The sequence below is a fragment of the Mesorhizobium sp. M7A.F.Ca.US.005.03.2.1 genome (assembly GCF_003997795.1).
Lineage (GTDB): Bacteria > Pseudomonadota > Alphaproteobacteria > Rhizobiales > Rhizobiaceae > Mesorhizobium > Mesorhizobium ciceri.
Genome location: NZ_RZRP01000092.1, coordinates 1 through 11,992, shown reverse-complemented (window position 1 = coordinate 11,992; position 11,992 = coordinate 1). Strand labels below are relative to the sequence as shown.

Here is an 11,992-nt window from a genome sequence, read left to right as displayed (position 1 = left end):
CGGCAAGCACGAGCTCGACCGCCGGCGGGGGACCCGTGGTAATGTCCTTGTCGACAATGGCGATCTCGACGCCGTTGGCCGCGGCGTTGAGGCCGATCGCGGCAACGCCGTTACGGTCGATCTCGGCGGCGATCACTTCGCGCGAACCTGCCTTGGCTGCGGCGATGCCGACAAGGCCGGAGCCGGCACCAAGGTCGAGCACGCGGCGACCGGCTACCGTTTGCGGATGATCCAGTATATGGCGCGCAAGCACCGCGCCGCCGGCCCACACATAAGCCCAGTAAGGCGGCTGCGGCTCAGGTCCATTGTTGTCCGCCTCGATCGTGTCGTCATCGTCGTCAGCGCTTTGGTGCGTATCGGTAAGCCGTCTCAGGCCACTGGCCGGGTGCGGTGTAAAAAGCTGGATCTCAGGCACCGACGGCACCGGGGCGAGGCGCATGTTCGTCCTGATGAACTCTGCCGGGTCAGGACGGCAAGGTGCATCTACGGCATCCGCGCCGACGGCTGCAATCATTCGCGCAGCGCTCGCCGCAGGATCTTGCCGACCGGCGTCTTCGGCAGTTCGGTGCGGAATTCGATGTATCTGGGCCGCTTGTAGCCGGTCAGGTTCTCGCGGCAAAAGGCGGTCAGTGCCTCGGCGGTCAGCGCCGGATCCTTCCTGACCACGAACAGTTTCGGCACCTCGCCCGAATGCTCGTCCGGGACGCCGATCGCCGCCACTTCGAGCACACCCGGATGCATCGCCACGACTTCCTCGAGCTCGTTGGGATAGACGTTGAAGCCCGAGACCAGGATCATGTCCTTCTTGCGGTCGACGATCTTGGTGTAGCCGCGTTCGTCCATGAAGCCCATGTCGCCGGATTTGAAGTAGCCGTCCTTGGTCATCACCTTGGCGGTCTCATCCGGCCGGTTCCAGTAGCCCGCCATCACTTGCGGCCCCCGGATGCAGACTTCGCCGACCTCGCCGAGCGGCAAATTGTTGCCGTCTTCGTCGCGGATGGCGATCTCCGTCGAGGGCAGCGGCAAGCCGATGGTGCCGGTGAAGTCGCCGGCGGTGAACTTGTTGGCGGTGGCCACCGGCGAGGTTTCCGAGAGGCCGTAGCCTTCGGTGACCGAACATCCGGTCAGCGCCTTCCAGCGTTCGGCGACGCCCTTCTGCACCGCCATGCCGCCGCCCAGCGTCAGCACCAGCGGCTTGAAGTCGAGCTTGCGGAAATCCTCATTGTTGAGCAGCGCGTTGAACAGCGTGTTGAGGCCGGGAAAGATGTGCACCGGATATTTCTGCAATTCCTTGACGAAGCCTGGGATGTCGCGCGGATTGGGAATGAGCACATTGCGGGCGCCCTGCTGCATGCCCATCAGCGCGTTCACCGTCAGCGCGAAGATATGATAGAGCGGCAGCGCGCAGATGAAGTTGGGATGCGCGGGTTTCGGCTTGATCGTGTAGGCGTCCTCCATCCACTGCGCGTTCTGCGCGACGTTGGCGAGCACGTTGCTGTGCAGCAGCGTGGCGCCCTTCGAGACGCCCGTGGTGCCGCCCGTATATTGCAGGAAGGCGACATCGTCGGCTTCCACCTTGGCCGGCTTGAAGCCCAAACCGGCGCCGGCCTTCATGGCCGCATTGAACTTGACGTGCCCGGGCAGCGACCATGCCGGCACCATTTTCTTCACGCGGCGCACGACGAAATTGACGATTGTGCCCTTCAGTCCGCCGAGCATGTCGCCCATCGCGGCGACCACCACATGCTTGACTGCGGTCCTGGCGATCACCGCCTGCAAGGTGTTCGCGAAGTTCTCCAGGATGACGATGGCTTGCGCCCCGGAATCCTTCAGCTGGTGTTCGAGCTCGCGCGGCGTGTAGAGCGGATTGATGTTCACCACCACATAACCCGCTCGCAAGATCGCCATCATCGCCACCGGATATTGCAGCACGTTGGGCATCATCAGCGCGACGCGCGCGCCTTTCTGCAGGCCCTTCGATTGCAGGTAGGCGCCGAAGGCCGCCGACAGCCGCTCGACATCGGTGTAGCTGATGGACTTGTCCATGCAGGTGAAGGCCGGCTGCGCGGAAAACTGCTTGCAGGCGGCGACGAGGAAATCGCCGATCGAGCTGTAGGGCAGGGCGCCGATCTCGGCCTGCACGTTTTTCGGATAGCTCTTGAGCCACGGCTTTTCCGGCAAGCCGGCGGCCAGTGCCGTCAGCGCTTTCGGCAATCGGTTGGCGGTGGCGTCGGCCGGCTTTGCCGCCGGTGGGGCCTTCACCGCCGCCGCGGCCTTCGAGGCCGGCCTGGCAGCGGGCTTTGCCGCACCCGCTTTACGCCCCGGCGCCGTCTTTCCGGCCGCAGCCTTGGCCGGGGCTTTCACCGCCGGCTTTGTGCTTGCCCTTACAGGTGCCGCGGCCGCCTTCGGCTTGGCGGCTTTGGCAACGGGTGCTTTCGGCTTGGCAGTACCGGCTGCTTTCGACGGCGCCTTGGCTCCCGCTTTCACCGGCGCCGTCGTCCTTGATGCTTTTGCCAACCGTTCCTCCCTGGACAAGTCTTGTTCATCCGTGCCGCACTCGCCCCTGAATTGGCAAGGGCGCCCTCCGCTGCGGCCGCTACACCCTATGTATTGCCTCCCTTGGTGAGCGTGCAAGTCTTGCCCTTGCGGCAACGCGGCGAAAGATTTGCCGTCGAAAGTCTTTGCCGCCGCCAGCGCTCCAGGCGGTGTCCTGACGCATCCCACGGCCGCTCGGAAGCGCCGGGAACATTTATATCGTCAGCCTGGCGATCAATAAAAAAATTCGGCTGTTAATAATCTCGTGAACGGAAGAAACGGCTAATTTTTTCTGCAATTTGGCAAAGTTGCGGATTTTTTTCCTGCTTCCCGCGGGGTAAGCAAACGGGGTGTTCCAAAGCCGGAAAAACGGTGCTTATATGCGCGCTTCGCGAGCCTGATAGAGGGGCTTGGAAGAACATCAGGGAGTGCTCAATGAATAAGAAGCTGACTTTTGCAGCCGCGTTGCTGGCTGCAAGCGTCCTGGGCGGCATGGCCAATGCGAAAACTCTGGTCTACTGCGCGGAAGCTTCGCCGGAAGGTTTCGATCCGGCGCCGTATACCGCAGGCCAGACGTTCGACGCGTCCTCGCGCACCGTCTTCAACCGCCTCGTCGAATTCGATCACGGCAAGACGACGACCTCGCCGGGCCTGGCCGAAAGCTGGACGATCTCCGACGATGGGAAGGAATATGTCTTCAAGCTGCGCAAGGGCGTCAAGTTCGCCGCCACCGACTATTTCACCCCGACGCGCGACTTCAACGCCGACGACGTGGTGTTCTCGTTCGAACGTCAGGTCGACAAGAACGGTCCCTGGTTCCAGTACATTCCGGGCATTGCCTACCAGTATTACAATGACCAGTTCGGCGACAACATCACCAAGGTCGAGAAGGTCGATGACCTGACGGTGAAGTTCACCCTCAAGGAGCCGGCGATCACCTTCATTCCGACGCTGGGCATGGATTTTGCCTCCGTCGTCTCCAAGGAATATGCCGACAAGCTGCAGGCCGACAAGACGCCTGAGCTGTTCAACCAGAAGCCGATCGGCACCGGCCCGTTCATCTTCGTCGACTACCAGACCGACGCCGCCATCCGCTACAAGGCCAACCCGGACTATTGGGGCGGCAAGCAGAAGATCGACGATCTGGTCTTCGCCATCACCACCGATCCGGCCGTGCGCGCACAGAAGCTCAAGGCCGGCGAATGCAACATCATGTCGTACCCGGCACCGGCCGACATCGCCGGCCTGCAGGCCGATGCGAACCTGAAGGTCGAGGAGCAGGAAGGCCTCAATGTCGGCGCGCTGATGTACAACACCCAGCAGAAGCCGTTCGACGACGTGCGCGTGCGCAAGGCGCTCAACATGGCCATCAACAAGAAGGCCATCATCGACGCGGTCTTCCAGGGTGCCGGCCAGGTGGCGGTCAACCCGATCCCGCCGACCATGTGGTCCTACAACAAGGAAGTGAAGGACGATCCGTACGATCCGGATGCAGCCAAGAAGCTGCTTGAAGAGGCCGGCGTCAAGGACCTCAAGATGAACGTCTGGGCCATGCCGGTGTCGCGCCCCTACATGCCGAACGCGCGCCGCACCGCCGAATTGATCCAGGCGGACTTCGCCAAGGTCGGCGTCACCGTCGAGATCGTCAGCTACGATTGGGGTGAATACCTCAAGCGCGCTTCCGCGGTCGATCACGACGGCGCCGTCATTGTCGGCTGGACCGGCGACAATGGCGATCCGGACAACTTCCTCGGCGTGCTCCTGAGCTGCGCTTCCGTCGGTTCGAACAACCGCGCGGAATGGTGCAACAAGGACTTCGATGCGCTCATCAACAAGGCCAAGACCGTTTCGGACCAGGCCGAGCGCACCAAGCTCTATGAACAGGCACAGGTCATCTTCAAGGAACAGGCACCCTGGGCGACGCTCGCTCACTCCAAGGTGTTCATGCCGATGCAGAAGACCGTCACCGGCTTTGCGATGGATCCGCTCGGTATCCACCGCTTCGACGGCGTCGATATCGCCGAATAAGGTTGCGAAACGGGGGCGCCACCATGTGGTGACGCCCCCACTCGCCCGCCATGCTGCGTTATATCCTCGGCAAGCTCGCCCTCATCATCCCGACCTTCATCGGGATAACCATCCTCGCCTTTGGCTTCGTGCGCATCCTGCCCGGTGATCCGGTGCTGGTGCTTGCGGGCGAACGCGGCCTGTCGCCCGAACGCCACACGGCGCTCATGCACCAGTTCGGTTTCGACCTGCCGATCTGGCAACAATATCTGACCTATCTGACGAACATCCTCGGCGGTGATTTCGGCACCTCGTTTTCCACCAAGACACCGGTGCTCAAGGACTTCCTGGTCCGCTTTCCGGCAACGGTCGAGCTCGCCATCTTCGCCATGATCTTTGCCGTCATCCTGGGTGTGGCCGCCGGCATTTTCGCTGCCATCCGCCGCGGCTCCTGGTTCGACCAACTGACCATGGGCACGGCGCTGGCCGGCTATTCCATGCCGATCTTCTGGTGGGGTCTGCTGCTGATCATCGTGTTCTCCGGCATGCTGCACTGGACGCCGGTTTCAGGCCGCATCGACCTCCTCTACTTCTTCAAGCCGGTGACCGGCTTCATGACCATCGATTCCCTGATCTCGGGCCAGAAGGGCGCCTTCCGTTCGGCGCTGTCGCACCTGATCTTGCCGACCATCGTGCTCGGCACCATTCCGCTCGCCGTCATCGCGAGGCAGACGCGCTCGGCGATGCTCGAGGTGCTGGGTGAGGACTATGTCCGCACCGCGCGCGCCAAGGGCCTGGCGCCGCGTAGGGTCATCGGCCTGCACGCCTTCCGCAACGCGCTGATCCCGGTCGTCACCACCATCGGCCTGCAGGTCGGCACGCTGCTCACCGGCGCCATCCTGACCGAGAGCATCTTCTCCTGGCCCGGCATCGGCAAATGGATGATCGACGCCATTTCCAAGCGCGACTATTTCACCGTGCAGGGCGGGTTGCTTTTGATCGCGTTGATCGTCATGTCGGTGAACCTCATCGTCGACGTGCTCTACGCCGTCATCAACCCACGCATCCGGGCCAACTGACATGAGCAATGAAGGCCCCGCCACCATCGAAGCCGCGACCGTCGTCAAGCCGCAGGACGCCAGGTTGCAGATGTTCGGCGAGTTCTGGCATTACTTCTCCGTCAACAAGGGCGCGGTGATCGGGCTCTTCGTCTTCGCGCTGCTGATCCTGATCGCCATCTTCGCGCCGCTGCTGGCGCCGCATTCGCCGGACGATCAGTTCCGCGACTTCTTCCTGCCGCCGCCGGCCTGGCAGGAGGGCGGCAATGCGCAGTTCCTGCTCGGCACCGACGCCGTCGGCCGCGATATGCTGTCGCGCCTGATCTACGGCTCGCGCTTCTCGCTCGCCATCGGCTTCGTCGTTGTCACGTCAGCGCTGATTTCAGGCGTCATCCTCGGCCTGCTCGCCGGCTACTGCCGCGGCTGGGTCGACACGCTGATCATGCGCATCATGGACATCATCCTGGCCTTCCCGTCGCTGCTCTTGGCCCTGGTGCTGGTCGCGGTGCTTGGCCCCGGCCTCGTCAACGCCATGATCGCCATCGCCTTCGTGCTGCAGCCGCATTTCGCCCGGCTCACCCGCGCCGCCGTGATGGCCGAAAAGACCCGCGAATATGTCGTCTCGGCCAAGGTCGCCGGCGCCAGCCATCTCAGGCTGATGCTGGTCACCATCCTGCCAAACTGCATCGCGCCGTTGATCGTGCAGGCGACGCTGTCCTTCTCCAACGCCATCCTCGAGGCGGCGGCCCTTGGCTTCCTCGGCATGGGCGCGCAGCCGCCGACGCCGGAATGGGGCACCATGCTGGCCGAAGCGCGCGAGTTCATCCTGCGCGCCTGGTGGGTGGTGACCTTCCCTGGCCTCGCCATCCTGATCACCGTCTTTGCCATCAACCTGATCGGCGACGGTCTGCGCGACGCGCTCGACCCCAAGCTGAAGAGGTCCTGAGCATGCCTCTGCTCGAGATCAAGAACCTCACCGTTTCCTTCGACACCGCGGCCGGACCGTTCATGGCCGTGCAAGGTATCGACCTGTCGATCGAGCCGCGCGAAGTGCTGGCGATCGTCGGCGAGTCCGGCTCCGGCAAGTCGGTGTCGATGCTGGCGGTGATGGGGCTGTTGCCCAACACGGCAACCGTCAAGGCCGACCGCATGGCCTTCGACGGCGTCGATCTGCTGAAGCTCAGCCCGTCCGAACGGCGCAAGATCGTCGGCAAGGACATCTCGATGATCTTCCAGGAGCCGATCGCCAGCCTCAATCCGTGCTTCACCGTCGGGTTCCAGATCGAGGAGGTGTTGCGCTTCCACATGGGCATGGACCGCGCCCAGCGCCGGGCGCGTGCCATCGAACTGATGAAGCTGGTCGGCATCGCCGACCCTGAAGAGCGGCTGAGTTCCTTCCCGCACCAGATGTCGGGCGGCCAGTGCCAGCGCGTCATGATCGCCATCGCCATTGCCTGCAATCCGAAACTGCTGATCGCCGACGAGCCGACCACGGCGCTCGACGTCACCATCCAGAAGCAGATCCTCGATCTGCTGGTTTCGCTGCAGGCCAAATACGGCATGGGCCTGATCATGATCACCCACAATATGGGCGTGGTGGCCGAGACCGCCGACCGCGTCATCGTCCAGTACAAGGGCCGCAAGATGGAAGAGGCCGACGTGCTGTCGCTGTTTGAATCGCCAAAGAGCAATTACACGCGGGCGCTGTTGTCGGCCTTGCCGGAGAACGCCGTCGGCGACCGGCTTCCGACCGTTTCCGACATGATGTTCGAGCCGGCGCCTTCTGCTGCGGGAGCCACCTGATGAGCACCACGGTTCTCGAAGGCAAGAACATCGTCCGCGACTACCACATCGGCGGCGGCCTGTTCACCGGGCCGCGTACCGTGCACGCGGTCAAGGGGGTCTCGTTCAAGGTCGACAAGGGCAAGACGCTGGCCATTGTCGGCGAAAGCGGCTGCGGCAAGTCAACGCTTGCCCGCATCATCACGCTGATCGATCCGGCGACATCGGGCGAATTGTTCATCGACGGCAACAAGGTCGACATCGCCAAGGGCGGATTGACCAAGGAGATGCGCCGCAAGGTGCAGATCGTCTTCCAGAACCCCTACGGATCGCTCAATCCGCGCCAGAAGATCGGCGACGTGCTGGGCGAGCCGCTTTTGATCAACACCGACAAGCCGGCGTCCGAGCGGCGCGACCTTGCGATGAAGATGTTGAAGAAGGTTGGCCTCGGCCACGAGCACTACAATCGCTATCCGCATATGTTTTCCGGCGGCCAGCGTCAGCGCATCGCCATTGCCCGCGCGCTGATGCTGAACCCGAGCCTGCTGGTGCTCGACGAGCCGGTCTCGGCGCTCGATCTGTCGGTGCAGGCGCAGGTGCTCAACCTGCTTGCCGACCTGCAGGATGAGTTCCAGCTGACCTATGTCTTCATCAGCCACGATCTGTCCGTGGTGCGTTACATCGCCGACGATGTGATGGTGATGTATTTCGGCGAGGCGGTGGAATACGGCTCGCGCGACGAGGTCTTTGCCGATCCCAAGCACAGCTACACCCGGACGCTGTTCGCGGCGACACCGCGCGCCGACGTCGCGTCGATCAAGGCGAGGCTGGCGAAGAAGAAAGCGGCTTAACGTCTCTTCGTCATCCTCGGGTCTGCACTGCGTCGCTACGCTCCCTTGTTCCGCCCATGGATGACGACGCTGGAGAGGCCGCCTCTCACGACAGCTTGGCGATGATGGCGCGCAGCGCCTCGCCGAAGCGCCGGACTTCCTCGACCGTGTTGTAGTGGACCAGCGAGGCACGGATGGCGCCGCTGTCCATCGAGAGGTTGAGACGCTTCATCAGCCGTGGCGCGTACATGTGGCCGTCGCGGATGCCGATCTGCATCTCGGCCATTTCCTCGACGACCCGCTGCGGCGATAGTTTGCCGATGTTGAAGCAGAAGGTCGGCACGCGCTCGGTGATGCGGGCCTCGTCGGCGACGCCGTAGATGGTTGCCCCGCAACCTTTCAGCACGGCCAGCATCTCACGCGCCAGCACCAGCTCGTAGTCGCGGATGGCGCCCATGCCGGCAACGATGTTGTCGCGCCGCGAACGGTTGTTGGACGGCGCCAGATTGCGGCCTATCAGTTCCAGGTATTGCACGGCGGCATCCATGCCGGAGACGTTCTCGTAGATGAAGGTGCCGGCCTCGACCTTGTAGGGCGGCTCGTCGGGGATGAAATCCTCGCGGAAGGTCGGCAGCCGCTTCAGCGTCTCGAAACGGCCCCACAGGAAGCCCATATGCGGCGAGAAATTCTTGTAGCCGGAGCAGACGAGATAGTCGCAGTCCCAGGCCTGCACGTCGATCAGTCCATGCGGCCCGTAATGCACGCAGTCGAGGAACACTTCGGCGCCGGCCGCATGCGCGATCTTGGCCACCGAAGCGACATCGACGATCGAGCCGATCGAGTGCGCCGTGACCGTGCAGGCGATCAGGCGGGTGCGGTCCGAAACCAGCGGACGCAGATCGTCGACATGCAGATTGCCGTCCTCACGCATCCGCCACCATTTGAATTTCGCACCGGCCGACTCCAGCGCCAGCCAAGTCGCGATGTTGGCGTCATGGTCCATGTCGGTGACGACGATCTCGTCGCGCTCTTGCAGCATCTGGCCGATGCCGAGGCTGACCAGGCGGATGAACGAGGTGGCATTCATGCCGAAGCAGATTTCCGCCGGGCTGTAGGCGTTGATGAGCAGAGCGACGCTTGTCCGGGCATCGGCGACCGATTGGTCGACGGTGACGCTGCGGCCATAGCGGCCGCCACGCTGCACATTGTGCGAAACCAGATGATTGGTCACCGCGTCGAGCACGCTCTGCGGGATCTGCGCGCCGGCGGCGTTGTCCAAAAAGATGAAATCGCCGGCCCGCTGCAAGGCTGGAAACATGGCGCGGATGGTGTCGACGGGGAACGCGGTGGCATTCGCATTGTCGGTTTGATGCTTATTCACGGGTAGGCTCCTGCGGAGGGCTTGGACGGGGTGGGATCGGTTGGCGAGGTCAGCGCTTCTTTTCGGTCTTGAAGCGCTCTTCGAGCAGGCTGACGAGGCGGACCATCGGCCAGAGGAAGATGAGATAGACAAGCGCGGCGCCGATCAGCGGCGATGGGTTGGCGTAGAGCGACTGCGCGTTGGTCGCTTCCTTCAAGAGTTCCGGCAGCGCCACGGTGGAGGCGAGCGAGGTGTCCTTGAACATCGAGACGCAGTTGCTGGTCATCGGCGGGATGACGACGCGGATCGCTTGCGGCAGCACCACCTTGCGCAAGGTCAGGAGGAACGGCAGGCCAAGCGCCTGCGACGCCTCGAACTGGCCACGCGGAATGCTTTCGATGCCGGAGCGGAACACCTCGGCCGAGTAGGCCGACATGATGAAGGCGAAGGCTGTCACCGCCGATGCCCAGGACGACAGGCGTATGCCGAGGAAGGGCAGCGCATAGTAGATCAGGATCAGCACGACCAGCACCGGCAGGGCGCGGAAGATGTCGGTGTAGCCGACCGCGAGCCAGCGCAGCGGCTTCGGCGCATAGAGCCGCACCAGGCTGATCCCCAGGCCGATGGGGATGCCGATGCCGATGCTCAAAATGCCGAGCAGCAGCGTGTTCAGGAAGCCGCGCAGCAGCGCCGGCAGGCTGGACATGATGACGTCGGGGTTGAAGAAGGTGTCGATCAGCGACATGGGAGCGTTCCCGAACCCCAGAGCAAAGAATGCTCACGTTAAACTCGATGGGCCCGCCGAGGGCAGGAGATCTGCGGCAGAAGCCGGCGGCCAGGCGTGAAAGAATCGTGCCGGCCTGGAAAGCCGGCACGATGTTACCGCAGCTTTCAGCTCAGGCCTTCGGCAGCGGCATTTCCTTCATGGTCGAAGAGTCGGCGGGCGCGTCGCTGCCGAACCACTTCTTGTGGATGGCGGCCAGCGTGCCGTCCTTCTTCATCGCGCTCAGCGCATCGTTCAGCTTGCCGAGCAGCGGGTGGTCCTTGGTCATCATCAGGCCGTATTGCTCACCGGTCTTGATGCGCTCCTTGACCACCAGGTCCTTCATCTTGGTGAAGGAATATTCCATGCCCGGAATGTCGCTGACTGCCGCATCGACGCGGCCGGCGCTGAGGTCGAGCAGCAGGTTCTGCTGCGTGTCGTAGCCCTTCACGTCGCTGAAGCCGTCGGCTTCCTGATGCGCCTTGACCCAGGTTTCGCCGGTCGAACCGGACAGCACGCCGATGATCTTGCCCTTGAGGTCGGCCTCGGCCTTGATCGGGCTGTCGGCCTTGGTGGCGATGCCCATATCGGAATCATAATAGGGCTGCGTGAACGACTGTGACTTCAGCCGCTCCGCCGTGATGGTGATCGACGAGATGGCGACGTCGATGCGCTTCGAGGTGGTGGCGGCAAACAGCGCCTGGAAACCGAGATCGGCGATGTCGGTGGTCATGCCGATGCGCTTGGCGGCTTCGTTGACGATGTCGACCTCGAAGCCTTCGAAAGTGCCGCTCTCGTTCTTGAATTCGAAGGGCGGGTTGGTCGGGTAGGCGCCGACATTGAGCATGTCGGCGGCATAGGCGGTGGCGGGGCCGGCGGCGATGCCGATGGCGGCGGCGAGAAGAAGCAATTTGCGACGCGTGAAGCTCATTTGTGTTCCCTCTGTTGTTGATCGGGCGGGTTGCTCCCGCACGGTTTTTTTGCCGCCCCGCTTCACGCAGGGCGTCAATTTATGGCAGCGACCATGCGGTCGCGGCGGCGATGTTGTGTGTTGCAGACCGCGAATCCGCGCGCACGTCATCGAAGGCATGGCGCGTGTTGGATGATGACTGGGGCAGTATGAACGACAAGAACTGAGACTCCCACCCGGAGCACCCACGATGGCTGGCCGGCACGATGGACTGGTCTGCTCGATGGACTGGCCGGCAAGCCCGTCCGGCACGGCAATCGCCATCGACTCCGGAATGCTTATCCAAAGTGCGGCGCTTTTCAAGGCGAAAGTTTTAAGCTTAAAAAGCTGCGGTGTCCGTTGCGTGGCGGACATGGTGCGGCCCGCTGGAACCGATACCCGCGAGCGATGGTGACGCCAAGCTATTTCAGGCTTGAAATATTTCCGCGCGGGCCTAGCGTGCGATCTTCGCCGGGAGGCAGCGACGTGAACAAACCACACCCTTTGCACGGCTCGAACAGACTGAAGCTTGGCGTCTTTTCGACCAATGCCGATGGCGGGCTTGCCATCACCGATGTGCCGGAGCGCTGGGCGGCGAGCTGGCGGGACAATGTGACCGCAGCCCAGATCGCCGACCGCGCCGGGCTGGAGTTCATGCTGCCGATCGCGCGTTGGCGCGGCTTCGGCGGCCGCAACAAGGTGCGCGAA

10 protein-coding genes and 1 pseudogene are annotated in these 11,992 nt (G+C 63.0%); 6 read left to right on the top strand and 5 right to left on the bottom strand.

Annotated features, from left to right (window positions below; translation table 11 throughout):
* Together EN991_RS07890 and EN991_RS07885 are read right to left on the bottom strand one after the other, a co-directional pair.
* The coding region (locus EN991_RS07890; RefSeq protein WP_164768913.1) for a 50S ribosomal protein L11 methyltransferase at window positions 1-514 on the bottom strand (514 nt) is incomplete at its 3' end.
* On the bottom strand, window positions 511-2,517 hold the full coding sequence (locus EN991_RS07885) for a long-chain fatty acid--CoA ligase (RefSeq protein WP_063171132.1): 2,007 nt from the start codon (window positions 2,515-2,517) through the stop codon (window positions 511-513). The genes EN991_RS07885 and EN991_RS07890, both read right to left, overlap by 4 nt.
* Before the next feature lie 453 nt (window positions 2,518-2,970).
* Between EN991_RS07885 and EN991_RS07880 the strand changes: the two genes are divergently transcribed.
* From EN991_RS07880 to EN991_RS07860, 5 genes are all read left to right on the top strand, one after another.
* Entirely contained in the window at window positions 2,971-4,563 is a 1,593-nt protein-coding gene (locus EN991_RS07880) for an ABC transporter substrate-binding protein (protein ID WP_013527993.1), read from the top strand.
* A gap of 50 nt (window positions 4,564-4,613) precedes the next feature.
* Window positions 4,614-5,621, top strand: a complete 1,008-nt coding sequence (locus EN991_RS07875) for an ABC transporter permease subunit (protein WP_063169936.1) — start codon at window positions 4,614-4,616, stop codon at window positions 5,619-5,621.
* 70 nt (window positions 5,622-5,691) lie between these two features.
* Entirely contained in the window at window positions 5,692-6,546 is an 855-nt protein-coding gene (locus tag EN991_RS07870; RefSeq protein WP_245460916.1) for an ABC transporter permease subunit, read from the top strand.
* 2 nt (window positions 6,547-6,548) lie between these two features.
* Entirely contained in the window at window positions 6,549-7,403 is an 855-nt protein-coding gene (locus EN991_RS07865) for an ABC transporter ATP-binding protein (RefSeq protein ID WP_024503389.1), read from the top strand.
* Window positions 7,403-8,233, top strand: coding sequence for a dipeptide ABC transporter ATP-binding protein (locus tag EN991_RS07860; RefSeq protein WP_013527989.1), 831 nt, complete (start codon window positions 7,403-7,405; stop codon window positions 8,231-8,233). The genes EN991_RS07865 and EN991_RS07860 overlap by 1 nt, the downstream gene beginning before the upstream one ends.
* A gap of 85 nt (window positions 8,234-8,318) precedes the next feature.
* Here the strand turns inward: EN991_RS07860 and EN991_RS07855 are convergent, their stop codons facing one another.
* The 3 genes from EN991_RS07855 to EN991_RS07845 form a co-directional block, all read right to left on the bottom strand.
* Complete coding sequence (locus tag EN991_RS07855) at window positions 8,319-9,593, bottom strand: cysteine desulfurase-like protein (RefSeq protein WP_127368515.1); 1,275 nt, start codon at window positions 9,591-9,593, stop codon at window positions 8,319-8,321.
* A 49-nt stretch (window positions 9,594-9,642) separates the two neighbouring features.
* Complete coding sequence (locus EN991_RS07850; RefSeq protein ID WP_013527987.1) at window positions 9,643-10,317, bottom strand: amino acid ABC transporter permease; 675 nt, start codon at window positions 10,315-10,317, stop codon at window positions 9,643-9,645.
* A gap of 151 nt (window positions 10,318-10,468) precedes the next feature.
* On the bottom strand, window positions 10,469-11,266 hold the full coding sequence (locus EN991_RS07845; protein ID WP_064995753.1) for an ABC transporter substrate-binding protein: 798 nt from the start codon (window positions 11,264-11,266) through the stop codon (window positions 10,469-10,471).
* A 504-nt stretch (window positions 11,267-11,770) separates the two neighbouring features.
* On the opposite strand from EN991_RS07845, the pseudogene EN991_RS07840 reads away from it, so the two are divergent.
* Window positions 11,771-11,992 (top strand): annotated as a pseudogene (locus EN991_RS07840) (LLM class flavin-dependent oxidoreductase); the annotation flags it as partial.

Excerpts from the sequence above, each read along its gene's own strand:
- EN991_RS07880 (WP_013527993.1), top strand. The coding sequence starts at position 2,971 with ATGAATAAGAAGCTGACTTTTGCAGCCGCGTTGCTGGCTGCAAGCGTC.
- EN991_RS07875 (WP_063169936.1), top strand. The coding sequence starts at position 4,614 with ATGCTGCGTTATATCCTCGGCAAGCTCGCCCTCATCATCCCGACCTTC.
- EN991_RS07870 (WP_245460916.1), top strand. The coding sequence starts at position 5,692 with ATGTTCGGCGAGTTCTGGCATTACTTCTCCGTCAACAAGGGCGCGGTG.
- EN991_RS07865 (WP_024503389.1), top strand. The coding sequence starts at position 6,549 with ATGCCTCTGCTCGAGATCAAGAACCTCACCGTTTCCTTCGACACCGCG.
- EN991_RS07860 (WP_013527989.1), top strand. The coding sequence starts at position 7,403 with ATGAGCACCACGGTTCTCGAAGGCAAGAACATCGTCCGCGACTACCAC.
- EN991_RS07850 (WP_013527987.1), bottom strand. The coding sequence starts at position 10,317 with ATGTCGCTGATCGACACCTTCTTCAACCCCGACGTCATCATGTCCAGC.
- EN991_RS07845 (WP_064995753.1), bottom strand. The coding sequence starts at position 11,266 with ATGAGCTTCACGCGTCGCAAATTGCTTCTTCTCGCCGCCGCCATCGGC.